The sequence below is a fragment of the Sphingobium sp. B2 genome, assembly GCF_007693735.1.
Taxonomy (GTDB): Bacteria; Pseudomonadota; Alphaproteobacteria; order Sphingomonadales; family Sphingomonadaceae; genus Sphingobium; species Sphingobium xenophagum.
Genome location: NZ_VDBZ01000002.1, coordinates 428,301 through 444,320 on the forward strand (window position 1 = coordinate 428,301; position 16,020 = coordinate 444,320).

The following is a 16,020-nucleotide window of genomic DNA, read 5'->3' on the forward strand; positions in this document are numbered from 1 at the left end:
GTCCCGCACTGCTGTGCCAAAAGCGCGTCTTGGAATGCCAAAACCCCCGCACGCAGCGACCAAATGCCGGCCGGAACGAATTTACTTGAAAAGGAATGCAATCATTCAGAACATCTTGACAGGCCGATTGCAGCGAATCGCGCTGCGCATGCCAATTCCGAGCGAGGGTCGCGATGACGCAACTACAAGCGCTGAACCGGTTCGAACAGTCCTTGCGCGCTACATACGGCGCGTTCGATACCGAACCCTTTGCCACATCGGTACGGTCGCGCGGCGAGATGCGGCCAGCGGCCGCCGGCCCGTTCGATGGGTTTCATATTTCGGCGCGGGCTGTACGCAGCGTCCGCCCCGCCTTGTCGGGCCAGTGGACCGATCGGGCCTTCATCCTCATGTCCATGCGCGGCACCGTGATGGTGCGCCACTATGACCGTGAAACCACCCTTGGCTCGCGCGATCTGGTCCTGATGGATTCGCGCGAGGCCTGCACAATTGACGTGGGAGAGGAAGGAACAAGATCGCTCGTATTGGCGCTGCCGCGCGATATGCTCTCGCAGATCGGTGCCCATGTCGATTGCGTTTATGGCCGCCACATTCCCGGCCAAAGCGGTGCGGGACGTATGCTGTCCGCCGTCCTGCAATCGCTCGACGACGCGGGCGAACAGGACAGGAATGACGACGAAGTCGCAATGTCGGTGACGCTGTCCTTGCTCGATAGCGCATTGAACCGCGCAAGGCTGGCAGAGGAACGTCCCAGCCGCGCCGGTCAGCAGTTGGAGCGCATGCGCGAATGGGCATCGCCCCGCCTTGGTGACCCGGATCTTGATGCCGACATGCTCGCAAATGTGTTCGGCCTCTCGCGACGAAGCCTTTACCGTCTTTTCGCTGCAGCCGGAACGACCCCCCATCGCTGGCTTGCCAACCTGCGGCTGGACCTTGCGCAGCAATGGCTGCGAGATCCCGCATCACCACACCGATCGGTGTGCCAGGTCGCCTTCGCCGCGGGCTTCAACGACAGCAGCCATTTCGCGCGTCTGTTCAAGCGACGGTTCGGCACGCCTCCGGCGAGCACGCGCAGGCGAAACTGATCGCAGGTCCGACTAGGCGCGGACAGGAAGATAGCGCGGCAAATAGAGTGCGAGATAGGCGCAGCTCATCCGTTTTGCCTCTTCAACCATCTCCGCCTGCAGGATGCCGCTCTGAAACAGCGAAAGGCCGAACATTAGATCGGCCGCCTCGACGGCATGAAAGAATATTCGTCCGCGATTGGGGATGTCAGGGAGCACGAAACGGCTTTCCAACAGCGCCTCGATCAGTCGGCTGGTTTCCATGTCGGCGCTCCGGCTGAAGCGCTTGATCTGCGGCGGCGTCTGCGATGACAGCATAAGCTGCTGGGCCGCCGGATTGTCCTCGAAGAAAGACGCCGCACGATCAATGATCACGCTCATCGCCTCTTCCCAGTCATGAACTGGCGGCAAAGGCTGCTGGATCAATTGTTGCAGTTCGCTGTCCAGGATAGCGACCAGTTCGGCATAGAGGCCCAGCGCATCGGTGTAGAAATGATAGGCGGAGCTTTTCGGTACGGCAGCATGCGCCGCCATGTCGGCCAGCGTGATCTGACTGCTCTCCTTTTCGGCCAGCAGTTGGCGCGCGGCCGCAAGCAACGCCTCGCGCCGCTTGCGGCCGCGCGCCTGTGTCGCTGGAATGCGCCCAGCCTCCTCCATCAGGCCGTCTGGCCCGCCATGGCCGCAAGGGTGCGCTGATCGAGATAACGCTGCGCCACGAGGCAAGCGCGATCGATCAAAAAGGGGCCTAACTCCTTGGCGGTTTGCGTTTCCGGCCGGGTCTGTACCCAACCGAGATAGGTCGTGCTGCGCAGGAAGAGAAATAGCGGGAGCATGGCCTCGTCATCCTCAGGCAAGGTTCGGACCGATCGATAACCTTCGAACAAGGCCCGTTCCATTGCCCTATAGCCGGGATGATCGAGATTGAAATAGAGAGCCGTCGCAAGGTCGAACATATGCCAGCCAAAACCGCTATCGTCGAAATCGATCAGTTTTAGCCCGCTCTCATCGACGAGGAGGTTTTCCGGCACGAAGTCGGCATGGATCAAGCCGTAATTATGCGGGCCCTTGCCAAAATTCGCGAGATCGACCGCCGCATAAGTGGCTGCATCAGTCAGCAAGGCGCGCTGTTCGGCAGACAGCATGTGAAGGTCCAGGAAACGGCCCCAGAGCGGATCGGTGCCGACCAGCCCATCCTCATCCCATGCATGTCGCTCAAAATCGTCGGCAAGGTTCATTTTGCACACTTGATCATGCATCGTTGCGGCCAGCGCGCCCGCGTCGAAGAACAGGCGCGCCGCACCAGTATCGTCGAGTCCAAGCCCGTTCTCTGATGATCCTGCCGGTGCGCCCCCAAGCCAGCCGAGGACATCAACCTGGCGCGGCTCGGGTATGCCGGGCGCCGACACCGTCTCGAAGATCTGGCCGCCGCTGCTGAGAAGGATCGGCGGTACGTCAATGCCATCCTGCGCCAGCGCCTGCATCCAGCGGAGTTCGGAATGCAGCGCCCTGTCGCTATGATAGCCGTGGCGATGAACCCTGACGGCGACGCGTACACCATCGTCGCGATGGGCAGAGAACACCGCGTTTTCACGATATTTTATGAGGCGAATGTCATCGAAAGCGCCCGGCCAGCGCGTAAGCGCCACACGGGCCAGTTCGGCGAGGCGTTCAATCTGGTCCGCATCGCTCAACGCGTAAAAATCTGTCATCACAAATCCCATTACAGCGCGCCGAGCGCGTCATCGAGTACAGCGAGAAGGTGATCGGCATGCGTCCTGGCAAACACCATCGGTGGGCGCATCTTCAATATGTTGTCGTGGCGGCCGATGCGGCTGATCAGCACGCCATTCTCGCGCATGAGGTTCATCACCCGCTTGGTTTCCTTGGTCGCCGGCGAGCGACCGGCATCGTCATGCACCAGTTCCAGACCAAAGAAGAGGCCCCTGCCCCGAACGTTGCCCACGATCGCATGCTTGTCCGCAAGCCGGTCGAGTCCCTGCTGGACATAGTCTCCAACGCTATTAGCATTCTCCAGCAATTGCTCATTTTCCAGCACGTCGAGGACCGCCATCCCTGCGGCAGCCGACACCGGATTTCCCCCGAACGTGTTGAAATATGTGGCGGCCAGCCCGAAGCTGTCGATCAGGTCCGTTGGCGCCACGACGCCTGCGATCGGGTGACCGTTGCCCATCGGCTTGCCGAGCGTGACGATGTCGGGGGTCACGCCAGTTGCTTGATGCCCCCACATCATGCCCGTGCGACCGAAGCCCGCCTGCACCTCATCGCAAATGAACAGCCCGCCTGCCGCGCGCACGATCGCCGCCGCCTTGGCCACATAGCCGAGCAATGGCGCAGGCAGGCCTTCATTGGCGAACAGCGTGTCGATCAGTAGCGCCGCGACTTTGATGCCGTCGGCCTCCAGCGACCGGACCGCCGCTTCCACCTGTGCCGCGAATTGGTCGGCAAGTTCTTCGTCGCTGCGCCCTTGTCGATCGCGCCAGGGATCGGGGATGGCGACCTTGCGCGCGAACCTTGGAAAGGGTTCGGGCACGGGGAAGCAGGTCGTGACCGCTGCCAAGGTTTCCGAATTGCCATGATAGCTGAAATCGCTGACGATGATCCCTTCACCGCCGCTGCGATAGCGCGCCATGCGGAGCGCAAGCTCGTTTGCCTCGGTGCCGGAACAGGTCAGGGCGACGCTGTCGAGGCCAGGGGCGAAGGTGGCGGTCAGCCGTTCAGCATAGGCGACAACTGTTTCATGGAGGTAGCGCGTATGGATGTTGAGCGTTGCAGCCTGCCTGGCGATCGCCTCCACGACATGCGGATGGCAATGGCCGACATGGGGAACATTATTGTAAACGTCGAGATATTCGCGGCCATCGGCATCGGTGAGCCAGACGCCCTGCCCTTTCACCAGATGAACGGGCCGCTCGTAAAAGAGCGGCGCGTTCCGGCCCAGCACGCGGTAGCGGCGCTCGAGCAACGTTTGATCAGACGACATCGGCAATCCTTTCGCGAGGCGACGCCGCATTTTTGCGGCGGATGAGATTCATGCCCGTGACAAGTGCGATCCACAGGCCGAGGCCGATCAGGACGCGCACATCGGCACGGAAGCAGGCGATAAACAATGCCGCGGCGAGCAGCAGGGCGGCCGTTGCCATCGGAATGCCACCCCAGGCGCGGAAGGGGCGGTTCAAATCGGGGCGGATCAGCCGCAGGCGGATGAATGCGGCAAGGAGGACGACATAGGAACCGCTCAGCGAGAGGACCACGGCCAACATCACGCGGTCGGGCGGTAGAGCAGATGCCGCCAAGCCGATCGCGCAGGTCAGGATCAGTGCCTTGTCAGGCGCGCTGAAGCGATTGGTGGACGCCAGCGCACCGATCGCGACGCCATCACGCGCAAGAGCGAATATCTGCCGCGACGCCGCATAGACCAAGGAGAAAAGCGTCGCGACAAGGCCCAATATGCCGCTCAGCCCCACCATCACGACGATCCAGTGCGGCACCCCCGCTGGCACGCCCGACATAGCCGCGTAGAGTGGGTCGGCGGCCTGTCCGATCCGCTCTATACCACCGGCGCCTGCGCCGAGCACCAACACCCCTAATGCCGAAACCAGCAGCGTCAGTACCGCAGCAACGATGCCGCGCGGCATGTCGCGGGCCGGGTCGCTAACCTCCTCGGAAGCCGCAGCCGATTGCTCGACCGATATGAATAGCCAGATGGCGTAGGGAATGCTGGCGAAGATCCCGGCAGCGTCCACGTGCAGCCGCCCCCCGCCCGGTGTCAGATTGGCGATGGCGAAATGCGGTATCATCGCGATATCGAAAACCAGGATACCAAGCACCGCGCATAGACCTGCCGCCACGATCAGGCACATCGCCTCGCCCGCACCGCGCAAATGAAGTGCGAGGATGGCGGCAAACATGCCGATCTTCAGTGGCCAGCCGCCGAAACCGATAACATGGCTCGCATAGGCCGATACGAACTCCGACGCCGCCCCGGTCCCGATCGCAAGGGCCAAGAATATGGCGGACCCCACGGACGACCCCACGATCGAACCAAAGGCGTCCGTGCAATAGACGTAGAGCCCACCCGAATGGGGCCGGGCAGCTGACAGCTCGGCAAGGCACAGCGCCAATCCGAAGCAGAGCAGAGCCATCAACACGGTGGCAACCACCATGTTCGCCCAGCCTGCCGCGGCGAGGCCGTAGTTCCAACCGGAATATTGTCCAGCGATGACCAGTGCAACGCCAAGACCTGCGACATGAACCCAGCCGAGCGAACGGCGCACGCCAGTCATGCGCGCGCCCCTTTTGCTGCGCGATCAAGCTTGAGAAGCACAGGTAGCAGGATCAGCGCGCCCAATATGTTGACCACCATGGCCGGGATCGCGACTTCCGGCAGGTTGCCGAGCGTGCCAAAAAGCGCCGCGCCCAGCGCATAGGGGATGAGCGAAAAGCCCTGAAGGAAAGCCGCCACCCGTCCGCCGGGATCAAGGACCGAGGCCAGGCCGAAAAAATAGCTGTTAAGGGCCATCTGGATCAGCCCGAAAGCCAGCATTCCCAGCACGAAAGGCTCCACAGCCCGCGCGCCCAGGGCCAGCCCGTAAGCGATGGTCGCAATTGCCATCGTCGCCAGGGTGGGAATGGTGCGACCCGGCCGCGTTCCGATCCAGGCAACCAGCGCGGCGCCGATCACCGTCATCAAGGTTGTCGCGCCCAGAACCGACCCGACCCCGGCCGGTGACAAGCCGACGGCGACCGCGCGCCGCTCACAGAAGGAATATACGCCTCCATAAAGCGGGAAGGTGATCACCATGACGAGCATGACGACCATCACCATCCCCCATGACAAGCCTCCATCGGTCGAAAAAGGCGCGTCGGCCACGACATGATCGCTAACGAACAGCAACGCTGGCGTTACGACGAGCGCCACGGCAGCAAGCGTCAGGAATGCTGCGCCAACGCCTGCGGCGCCACCGATGATCGGCACCAGCAATAGCAGCAATGCGAAGGCAATCGTCGCCGCCGCGTAGATGCCGCCATAGACGCGATCGGGGCTTGGCATGCCTGCAATCCGCATCGCCATGCCGGCAAGCAGGCCGCCCGACCCGATGCCGCTCAGAAAAGCAAATGCGGCGAAGCTGTTGAAACCCGATGCGATGGCAAAGCCAGCATAGCCTGCAACCAGGAACGCCGCGAAAAGGTAGAGCGGGCCCCGCCCCGGGAAACGATGGAGCAGGCCGGGCAAAAGCATCGAAGCCGCCGCGACCGCACCGACCGATATCGTGCCGATCCAGCCCGCTTGTTCCGACGTCATCGCCGCGCCGTCCATGACCCCGCCGATCAGGATCGGCGTCGTCATCATTGGGTACATGCCCAGAAACGTGCCGCCTGTAAGCGGTGCCACATTCATCCAGCGCATCTGCGCCTCCTCCCTACGAGTCGTTGCCACCCTAATATTTTTTGTACTCTGGTCCAATTATATTGTGGATGTAGCGCCATTTTTTGTTAAATACTCTCTAAATATAATATTTAACCGAACCTAATTCCAAATAAGGAGGCGATGGCATGAGTGGAGAATATAGGTCGACGAAGCCCGTCGTGCTGGTTACCGGCGGCGGCAGCGGGATAGGGGCAGCGGCCGCGCGCCGGCTGGCTGCCGAATGGCAGGTCGTCATCTGCGGCCGGCGGCTGGAGCCTTTGGAAAAGGTGGCCAGCGAAACCGGAGCGGCAAGCTTCGTCACCGATGTAGGCGACCCAACCGCAGCGTCGCAATTGATCGCCGACATTGTCGCACGGTTCGGTCGCCTCGACGGCCTGGTCCTTAATGCCGGCGTGCTGGTGAACGCCGGCTTTGGAGAGATAAGCCTGGAGGCCTGGAATCAGCAGATCGCGATCAACCTGACCGGGCCGTTCGTGATGACCCAGGCCGCCCTGCCACACCTGCTCGCCGCGAAGGGAGCCGTCGTTTCCATTACGTCTGTCGGCGCGATGCAGACCGGGCCAGGCCTCGCAGCCTATTCGGCGTCCAAGGCGGGGCTTCAGTTGATGACCCAGACGCTGGCCTATGAACATGCCCGTGACGGCCTGCGTGCCAATATCGTCGCGCCAGGATGGATCCGGACTGAAATGGGGGACGAGGAGATGGAAACGATGCATATCGCAGACGACCTCGAAGGCGCCTATGCGAAAGTGAGCGAACATGTTCCCGCACGTCGCGCCGGCACATCGGAGGAGGCCGCAGAAGCAATAGCATGGCTTCTGTCGCCCGCCGCGTCGTTCGTGAATGGAGCCGTTCTTGCGGTCGACGGCGCATCACTGGTTGCGAATGTGGGGATGACTTTCTTCGACAAGATCGTGGAACAACCGGCCGCCTGATCCCATCATCCCCATATAGCGAAGGGGCGGCCGATTGGCCGCCCCTTTTTGTCCGTTCCTGATATATCGATCAAAGGTGCCGCGTTACACTAACGCCGAACCAGCGCGGCCGGGCATAGGTCTGCTGCGTGAAGCCGAACGGACCCGACAGATCGAGATTATAGAGCTTGTAATGCTTGTCGGTCAGGTTGGTGACAAAGCCGGCAAGTTCCCAGTTCCGATCCCCGGTCGTGTAGGTAATCCGCGCATTGCCGACAATGCGGCCTGCCTGGCGGTCGACCGGGGCATTAAACGTCGAGAAATATTGCGAACTGTCATACTTCCAGTCCGTCTGCATCGCCAGCTTTCCGGCGCCGACCGGCAATTCGTAGCGAACCAGCCCGCCCGCACTGAATTTCGGGGCCTGTGGCATGCGCGTGTCCGCTATCCGCCCTCCGGGCAGTGCGACACCCTTGACCTTGCTGTCGAGATAGGTCGCGAACGTCGAGAGGTAGAGCCCATCGGCAGGGCGCGTGTTGAACTCGAACTCAAGACCCTTGATCGTGGCGTCCTTGTTGCGGACGGCGAGCGCGATGCCAATCAATTCGAACGCCTGATAGTCCTTATAGTCATAGTAGAACGCCGACAGATTGACGTGCGTGTTCCGATCGATCGTCAGCTTCACGCCGCCTTCATAGTCGGTCAGCACCTCTTTCTTGAACGGGATCGTGGTCAGGTCGCCGGGGTTGAATGCTGGCGTGCCGAACCCGCCACCCTTGATGCCGCGATTGATGCTGGCGTAGATCAAAGTATCGTCGTTCGGCTTGTAATTGACTCCGACCTTGCCAGAATAATCCTTGAACACCTGTCGGGCGAGTTTGCCGACGCTGGCGCGGTTGAACGTGAAATCCACAACACCGTTTTCGGAATGGGTGAAGTCGAGGATCTTGCGGTCGTAGGAGTAGCGCGCGCCGCCCACCAGGCTGAACTGGTCGTTGATCGCATATTCGAGCTGACCAAAGGCTGCAAAGGACGTCGTCTTCAACCGACCGCCATAGACCTCATCAAGGCCGATCGCGGACAAGTCCGTGTTATAGTCATTGTCGCTGACGATCTTAATGGCATAGCCACCGACCACCCAGTTCAGTGCGTCGCTGTCGCCCGACAAGCGAAGCTCCTGCGAATATTGGTCGAGATCCTGCGCGGTATAATAGCGAAAGATTGGCGCTGGCGACATGTCGCCATCCTCACCATAGCGCTTCTTCAGATATTGATAGTCGGAAATGGACGTGAGGGTTACGTCGCCCAGATCCTGTTCGTAGCGAAGCGTTCCACTCCAGTAGGTCCGGCTGAAGCTGTTAGGACCATCGAAGGCGACTTTGAGCGGGTCTGATCCGGCCTGGACATAACCGAACATGTCACAGCCATTGCAGGTACCGAACGGATTTTCATTCGGTCCGACATATTCGCCAAGGCCATCGGCGTTCGCGACAGCAGTGCGATGGCTGTAAAGACCGCCATTGCGCTCGTCGTCGTTGCGCATACCCTGGATCTTCAGAGTGAAGGATCCCCCTTCGCCCACGTCGCCCGCAAGCTGGAAGCGCCCCGCATAGAAGCGGGCGTTGCCGATATCCTTGCCGATGGTGTTCTTGATATAGCCCTTGCGGTGCTCGGTCGTGAAGGACAGGCGCGCGCGCAGCGTTTCGCTAAGTGGTCCGCTGATCGCACCTTCCGTTGCGATCTGGCCAAAACTGCCGCCGGTTACGGTGAGAAAGCCCGACAGATCGGCCGTCGGCTTGGCCGTGATCACCTGAACCAGTCCGCCGGTCGCATTGCGGCCGAACAATGTCCCTTGGGGCCCGCGCAACATCTCGACACGTTCAAGGTCAAAGGTTTGACCGGCAATGGCACCGAGCGCGCTGACATAGACTTCGTCATTGTAGAAGGCGATCGGGGCCTCCTGTGTGTCGGCAAAGTCGTTCTGTGACACGCCGCGAATATTGAACACGGTGAGCGTGGGACTGTAGGCCAGCACCTGGAGGCTGGGCAGCTTTGCTGCGAGCGCCGACAATTCCTGCCGGCCAAGGTCCGCCAGGCCTTCGCTCCCCAACGCGCTGATCGCCAGGCTGACATTTTGAATATTCTGTTCGCGCTTTTGGGCCGTAACGACAATTTCGCCGGGCATATCTTGCGCTGCCGCAAAGCCCGGCAGGCCGGCCAATATAGTAGCGCCGATCAGCGCGTTTCGCGCCGTCCTCATAACTATCTTCATTCCATGTCTCCTCCATTTTGTCCTGCCCTGCGAAGAGCGTCTTGTTATTATTTTGTCTGTGTCGGTGGTCTCAGCGCATGTAGAGGCCGCCGTTGATGTCGATTGTTGCGCCAGTGATGAAGGCAGCGGCCCGCCCCACGAGCAATGCTACCGTCGCGCCTATGAAAGCCGGTTCACCCAGCACCCCGACTGGTACGTTGGTCAGGAATTGCGTCATGCGATCGGCAGGAACGGTCTGATGGACCATCGGCGTATCGAGCGGCCCCGGCGCAATCGCGTTGACTGTGATGCCAAAGGGCGCAAGATCACGCGCGAAGACCTTTGTCAGCGTCAATATCCCGCCCTTTGACGCTGCATAATGGGCACCGGTCGCCGTCCCGCCATTCTGGCCCGCCAGAGAGGCCAGGTTGACTATGCGGCCATAGCCACGCTCTTTAAAAAACCGACCGAAGACCTGGCTGCCGACGAAAGTGCCTCGCAGGTTGACCGCGGTGACCGCATCGAATTCTTCAGGCGTGATGTCGAGCACTGGCTTGGCCGCCGTCATCGCCGCATTGTTGACGAGAATTTCAACCGAACCCCAGCGCTCGACCAAGACATCGCGCGCCAGAGCGAACGCACTTTCCTGCCGTACATCAAGCCCCAGTCCCACGGCCGTCGCACCGTCGGGATCGATCATGTGCGCGGCTTTCACTGCCCCATCTGTATCGATGTCACCAATCGCGACGCGGTAACCAGCAGCATGGAGCGCCATCGCAATTGCGAGACCGACACCGCTTGCACCGCCCGTCACCAGTGCGACGTCGCCGTTCATGCCGGGATCACCAATTCGCGACCTACCCGCGCTTCGACCCGAATGTAACGCCACAGCCGATATTCGCCGACCTCGATCGTTCGAAAAAGGTTGCAGGCAGCAACGGCCGTTTCGCGATCCGGCACATCGGCAAGAATGTAGAAGGTCCAAGGCCAGCCATTGGGCGATGTTCCCACCATCGTCTGATCGTCGTCGATCGTGCCGATGATCTCGACCCCCGGCAGGTCACGAATGCCTTTCAGCATCTCCCCCGTTGCAGCCCACACCTTGCCGATCTCGCTTCCCGGCAGATCGAAGAAATTCTGCAGAACGGCGCCACAAAACAGCACACGCAATTTGGGTTTGTCGGTCATGAATATAGTCCTTCCGATAGGATCAGGGGAAGCCCGCAGGCGCGTCGAGGCCAAGCAGGACGCGTCCGGCATTTTGCCATGTGCTGTCCGACAGGAAGGCGTGTTGCGGTACCACCATCGCATCCTGCATATGCCGGGCGATCATATGGTCGGTCGCAATGCCGGTCGTGCCGCTGAGGCGATATACGGCAAGCGTGACGTCCGCACCGGCGCGCGCTGCATTGGTCGACGCCAAACGGAGCGAAGTGCGCTGTTCGATGCTGAGCTCATCACCCTGCAACAGCGTATTATAGGCTTCCTCGGTAGCCTCGTAGAAGAAGGCACGGGCGGAACGGAGCAGAGCCTCCGCCTTTGCTATATCGGCTTGGAAATAAGGCCGATCTGCAAGATTAGCCGCTCCGGTGATCGAACTTCGTCCGCCCGCCAGCTCCGAAAGCACCTCGATTGCCCCCCGCGCCGTGCCAAGCGCGACGACCGCAAGAACCTGGGCGGCAAGCGACATGGTCGGATACTGGTATAGCGGCTGGTCAAGGCTCGACTTGCCTCCGCGGATAAACGTCCATTCCTTGGGCACGACAACCTTGTCGACGACCATATCATGACTGCCGGTCCCCTTGAGACCGATCACGTCCCAGTTGCGATCGATGCGCACCTTTGCTGCGGGCATCACCGCGATAAGTGGCAGGCCGCCGCTGTCGCCCCCATCGACCTTTATCCCTACGCCAACCAGATCCGCTCCCGTCGAACCGCTGCCCCATGACCAGCGGCCAGACACTTCAAGCCCGCCCTCGACCGGGATCGCCTTTTGCGGCGGATAGATGCCACCGGCAAAAATGACATCGGGCCCATCGGCGTAGATCGATTCCAGCGTTTCAACCGGGAGCGCTGAAAGATAGATCGCTGAAAAGCCGAAGCTTGCGACCCATCCAGCCGAGCCGTCAACTTCCGATAGCCGTTCCACCATGCGCAGGAAATCCATCGGCGAGGCCTCGTCTCCGCCGAACCGCTTGGCCACCATGGCACGATAGAAACCCGCCTCTCGCAGCAGACCGACGACCTCCGCGCTCAATTGCTGATCTCGCGAAAACTGCGTGCGCTGCGCGCGCACGACATCGATCAGCCGGTCAAATGCGGTGGCTCGTTCCCCCTGCGACGCTGGCTGAGATTGTAGCGCGATATTCATCATACTCTCCCGGAAATGCCGTACTGCACCCCGATTCCAAGGTGCGATGTTCTGCAATTTGACGCTACAAAACTTGAATAATCAAGTAAAAACATGATCCGCGTCAGAGCAATAGGGTCGTTACGGACTTGCTTTCGGTATACATATCCGTGACTGCGTGGCCGAGTTCGCGGCCATATCCCGAAAGCCGATACCCTCCGAAGGGTACGGCTGGGTCCAGCAGATTGTGGCAGTTCACCCAGACATTGCCTGCCTTCAAACGTCGCACGACGCGGTTCGCCAAGGACAGATTGTTGGTCCATACGCTGGCACCCAGACCATAGACGCTGTCATTGGCTAGCCGCATCGCGTCATCAAGATCGTCGAACGGCGTCGCTGCCAGGATTGGGCCGAATATTTCCTCGCGATAGATCGTCATATCGGGGCGCGTGTCGGCGAACACGGCCGGTCGGAAGAAGAATCCGTCACCCTCCACCTGCGTGCCGCCGGCGATCAAACGCCCCCCTTCCGCACATCCTGCCTCAAGGAAGCGCTGCACCCGGTCTCGTTGCTTGGCGGACACCAGCGGGCCCATCTGGCTGCTTTCGTCGAAACCGGAACCCAGCGTAAAGCCATTGGCCACTTCGGCAAGGCCATCCATTACCGCATCATAGATCGGCCGCTCGACAAATAGTCGCGATCCAGCAGTGCAGACCTGACCATGATTGAAGAATACAGCCTGCGCGGCACCCTGCACGGCCATACCGATGTCGGCATCCTTCAAGATGACAACAGGTGATTTGCCGCCCAGTTCGAGCGAGAGCCGCTTCATGCTGTCGGCGGCGCGGCGCTGAATGATCTGCCCGACCTCGGTTGAACCTGTAAAGGCGATCTTGTCGACGTCTGGATGATCGACAAGCGCAACGCCCGGTTCCGCATCGCCGGTAACAATGTTGACGACGCCGTCGGGAAATCCGGCCTCGCAGATCAGTTCGCCCAGCCTGAGCGCCGTCAACGGCGTGTCCTCAGCCGGCTTCAGCACGACCGTGCACCCGGCAGCCAAAGCCGGTGCAATCTTCCATATTGCCATGACCAGTGGGAAATTCCACGGGATGATCTGGCCGACCACCCCTACCGGCTCACGCAGCGTCTGCGACGTGAACTCCATGCCGGGCGGGACATAGTTGAATGACGGCGTGATCGTCGTGCCTTCGATCTTGGTCGCCCAGCCCGCCATGTAGCGCAGGGAATCGATCGCCAGCGTCAGGTCTGCCATGCGCGACATCATCAGCAACTTGCCGCTGTCGATTGTTTCAAGCTCGGCCATCTCATCGGCGTGCGCTTCGAGCAGGTCCGCAAGTTTCAGCAACAGGCGCTCGCGCATCACGGGCCGGGCGGCAGCCCACGACCCTTCGAATGCCCGTCGCGCAGCGGCTACGGCACGGTCGATATCTGCGGCCCCGCCCGCGGGCACATCCACCAGCTTGAGGCCCGTCGCGGGATCGACGACGGCGATCGTCCGACCAGACTGGGCTTCAACCCATTGCCCATCGATCAGCATTTTGCGGCTGGACCCAAGGAAGCGTTGGGCAGCCTCTCCGAGGCGTGCTTTCTGATCGGTTATTTGCGGCATGGCGAAGCTCTCCCTGATATGTCGGGATGATAGGAACAGCGTGCCTTGCCGCACTATGCAAAAGGCGAAGCGAACATGCGCGATCGGCACGAAAACAATGCCAACTTGCTTGACTATTCAACTTTTACCGGGCATCCATAGAGGGGAGTTAGAGGAGATGTGAACGGTGTCGACTCGCTCTCTTGCAATGACAGGCGGCTACCAGACCCACTTCCAATCAACAGATGCGGACGCGACATTGCAGTTCGTGTCGCAAGCCCTGGCGCCGCACCGGATGACTCTGCAGTCAGATCGGCCGATTGCGACCCAGTTGCGGCGCTACGATTTGGGCGAAGCGCAGATCGTCGATCTTTCCTATGGCACTGACGTGCGCATCGACCCGGCGCATATCGATGACAGCTATATGGTCCATATCGGCATCGCCGGCAGCAGCGTGATGTGGGATGATGCCCGTCGCTGCATCGTGCGACCCGGCGCAATCCATGTCACCTCTCCTGGGACGAGGCTAAGGGTCGAAATGACACGTCATTGCCGCCATTTGACGGTCAGATTGTCCAAAGGCGCGTTCGATGCCTATCTCGACGCACAACTGGGTCTTTCGGTGAGCCGACCGCTTGTCTTTGATACGACAGGCGTTGATGACGGTTCCCTGCCCAACGCTTGGCGGCGGCTGGTAACCCATATCGCCGATCAGGCCGATAGCGCGCCTGATATGTTCGGCAATGAACGGATGCAACGTCATTATGGCGCCATGATGATCGAGTTGCTGTTGAGCTATCACCCCAGCAACTATTCAGACCTGATCGGCATGCCAGGCAATGAAACAGCGCCTTGGCATGTGCAGCGTGCACGCGCGATCATTCAGGACAATTATGACGAAAGCCTGTCGGTCGCGCGCATTGCCGCAAAGGTGGGGGTCAGCGTCCGCAGCCTGCAAACCGGCTTCAACCGCTTCCTGGGGACGAGCCCGGCCGATTATATCCGCCGCCATCGGCTGGAACGTCTGCACGAAGCGCTATGCCGGGCCGATGGGGCGGAGCGCGTGACCGATCTGATGCTCGATTGTGGGATTGTCGATTTTGGCCGCTATGCGCAGCATTACCGCAAACGCTATGGTTGCAGCCCGTCCGACACGCTGCGTTCCACGCGCCGCCACTGACCGCTGCGGACGTTGAGCGCGTCAATCGCGCCGTCCCGCCTTGCCCCTCTGTGTCGGAGTCAAAGCGCTGCGGTATCCGCGAAGGTTCGTGCCAGCGCATTGATCCTGTCTAGCTGGAAGCGGACGGTATCGGCCTGCGGCTGCTGCGCGTCGAAGATTCCAAGCGTGGGATCGACGACTTCGGTTCGTTCGCCGCTCAACGCTTCGATGATCGCGAGGCCGAGGAACGGCACGCTGGCTTCGGAATAGCCCCCCTCGTGCACCACGACCAGGCGGCCCCCGCACAGGCGATCGGCAGCCTCGACCATCGTTTGCGTCATGGCACGGAAGGTTTCGCTCGTCGCGAGCATGCGAGCCATGGGGTCCGCGGCCCCTGCATCCAGCCCGCTCGCGACCACGATGAGATCAGGCTGGAAGCGATCGAGCGCTGGCAGGACAATCTGGTCGATCGCCGCGCGATACGCGGCATCTCCCGAACCGGGGGGAAGCGAGATGTTGATATTGGCGCCTGCCCCCTCGCCCGAACCGCGATCGTCAACTCCGCTATACCCAGGCGGAAAGCAATTTTCCTGATGAATCGAGATGGTAAGGGTATCGCCGCGGTCATAATAGATGGACTGGGTGCCGTTACCATGGTGGACGTCCCAATCCAGAATGGCGACCTTGCCAAGCCCATGCTCTGCGCGCGCAGCTTCAACAGCGATCGGAATGTTGGCAAGTACGCAAAAGCCCATCGAGCGATCAGACAGACAATGATGCCCTGCGGGTCGGCAAAGCGCATAGGCACGATTGACCCGACCCGCCATCACGTCCGACATGGCCGCTTTGGCAAGGCCGGCTGATATGCAGGCGATGTCAAAGCCGCCTGCGCTGAACGGCGCGAAATCGCCAATGTCCCCGCCACCCGCCTTGCTGACCTGCCTGAATTCTTCGATATAGCGTTGCGTGTGGACGCGGTACAGATCGGAATCATCGATCGCCGCCGCGCCGGCCAGCTTGAGCTTGTCCATCAAGCCCGAAGTCCTGAGCAAAGACCATAAACGCCGCTTGGAATCCGGCGTATCAGCCCCGGCTACCCCGCTTGGCGGCTGCACGAACCCGCCAATCGGCAGGAAAAGCGCCTGAAGGCCAACCGAATGCCAGAATGTCCATTCGTCGCTGTAGAAACCCGTGATGCCCGTCATTGCGACCCCGCTTGGT

Annotated in this window: 14 protein-coding genes; 3 read left to right on the plus strand and 11 right to left on the minus strand. The window is 60.8% G+C overall.

Annotated elements, in window-relative coordinates; genetic code table 11:
* Positions 1-173: 173 nt before the first annotated feature.
* Positions 174-1,085, plus strand: a complete 912-nt coding sequence (locus tag FE851_RS17680; protein WP_145205304.1) for a helix-turn-helix domain-containing protein — start codon at positions 174-176, stop codon at positions 1,083-1,085.
* Between the two features lie 12 nt (positions 1,086-1,097).
* On the opposite strand, the gene FE851_RS17685 is transcribed toward FE851_RS17680, so the two are convergent.
* From FE851_RS17685 to FE851_RS17705, 5 genes are read right to left on the minus strand one after another with little or no spacing between them, the layout of a single operon-like run.
* Positions 1,098-1,721: a TetR/AcrR family transcriptional regulator gene (locus tag FE851_RS17685; protein ID WP_261371045.1), complete on the minus strand. Its 624-nt coding sequence runs from the start codon at positions 1,719-1,721 to the stop codon at positions 1,098-1,100.
* Positions 1,721-2,773: a phosphotransferase enzyme family protein gene (locus tag FE851_RS17690; protein ID WP_145205307.1), complete on the minus strand. Its 1,053-nt coding sequence runs from the start codon at positions 2,771-2,773 to the stop codon at positions 1,721-1,723. Before FE851_RS17690 ends, FE851_RS17685 begins: the two co-directional genes overlap by 1 nt.
* Before the next feature lie 11 nt (positions 2,774-2,784).
* Positions 2,785-4,065, minus strand: coding sequence for an aspartate aminotransferase family protein (locus FE851_RS17695; protein ID WP_145205310.1), 1,281 nt, complete (start codon positions 4,063-4,065; stop codon positions 2,785-2,787).
* A complete protein-coding gene (locus tag FE851_RS17700) occupies positions 4,055-5,368 on the minus strand; it encodes an amino acid permease (protein WP_145205314.1) in 1,314 nt (437 codons plus the stop codon). Before FE851_RS17700 ends, FE851_RS17695 begins: the two co-directional genes overlap by 11 nt.
* Entirely contained in the window at positions 5,365-6,492 is a 1,128-nt protein-coding gene (locus FE851_RS17705; RefSeq protein ID WP_145205317.1) for an MFS transporter, read from the minus strand. The genes FE851_RS17700 and FE851_RS17705 overlap by 4 nt, the downstream gene beginning before the upstream one ends.
* Before the next feature lie 146 nt (positions 6,493-6,638).
* Here FE851_RS17705 and FE851_RS17710 point away from each other — a divergent pair, with 146 nt between their 5' ends.
* Positions 6,639-7,448 carry an SDR family NAD(P)-dependent oxidoreductase gene (locus tag FE851_RS17710; protein ID WP_145205320.1) on the plus strand — a complete coding sequence of 270 codons (810 nt, stop codon included), beginning with the start codon at positions 6,639-6,641 and terminating at the stop codon, positions 7,446-7,448.
* A gap of 70 nt (positions 7,449-7,518) precedes the next feature.
* Here the strand turns inward: FE851_RS17710 and FE851_RS17715 are convergent, their stop codons facing one another.
* The 5 genes from FE851_RS17715 to FE851_RS17735 all read right to left on the minus strand — a co-directional run bounded on the left by FE851_RS17715 (position 7,519) and on the right by FE851_RS17735 (position 13,661).
* On the minus strand, positions 7,519-9,699 hold the full coding sequence (locus FE851_RS17715; protein WP_261371046.1) for a TonB-dependent receptor: 2,181 nt from the start codon (positions 9,697-9,699) through the stop codon (positions 7,519-7,521).
* A 70-nt stretch (positions 9,700-9,769) separates the two neighbouring features.
* Positions 9,770-10,513, minus strand: coding sequence for an SDR family NAD(P)-dependent oxidoreductase (locus FE851_RS17720; RefSeq protein ID WP_145205323.1), 744 nt, complete (start codon positions 10,511-10,513; stop codon positions 9,770-9,772).
* On the minus strand, positions 10,510-10,866 hold the full coding sequence (locus FE851_RS17725) for a hypothetical protein (protein WP_145205326.1): 357 nt from the start codon (positions 10,864-10,866) through the stop codon (positions 10,510-10,512). Before FE851_RS17725 ends, FE851_RS17720 begins: the two co-directional genes overlap by 4 nt.
* Before the next feature lie 22 nt (positions 10,867-10,888).
* The gene (locus FE851_RS17730; RefSeq protein ID WP_222422967.1) at positions 10,889-12,049 is read right to left on the minus strand and encodes an acyl-CoA dehydrogenase family protein; all 1,161 of its coding nucleotides are present in this window, start codon (positions 12,047-12,049) and stop codon (positions 10,889-10,891) included.
* A gap of 103 nt (positions 12,050-12,152) precedes the next feature.
* A complete protein-coding gene (locus FE851_RS17735; protein WP_145205332.1) occupies positions 12,153-13,661 on the minus strand; it encodes an aldehyde dehydrogenase family protein in 1,509 nt (502 codons plus the stop codon).
* Positions 13,662-13,848: 187 nt separating this feature from the next.
* On the opposite strand from FE851_RS17735, the gene FE851_RS17740 reads away from it, so the two are divergent.
* Entirely contained in the window at positions 13,849-14,820 is a 972-nt protein-coding gene (locus FE851_RS17740; RefSeq protein ID WP_261371065.1) for an AraC family transcriptional regulator, read from the plus strand.
* A 59-nt stretch (positions 14,821-14,879) separates the two neighbouring features.
* Here FE851_RS17740 and FE851_RS17745 read toward each other — a convergent pair whose 3' ends face one another.
* Entirely contained in the window at positions 14,880-16,004 is a 1,125-nt protein-coding gene (locus FE851_RS17745; RefSeq protein WP_145205339.1) for a class II histone deacetylase, read from the minus strand.
* Positions 16,005-16,020 lie beyond the last annotated feature (16 nt).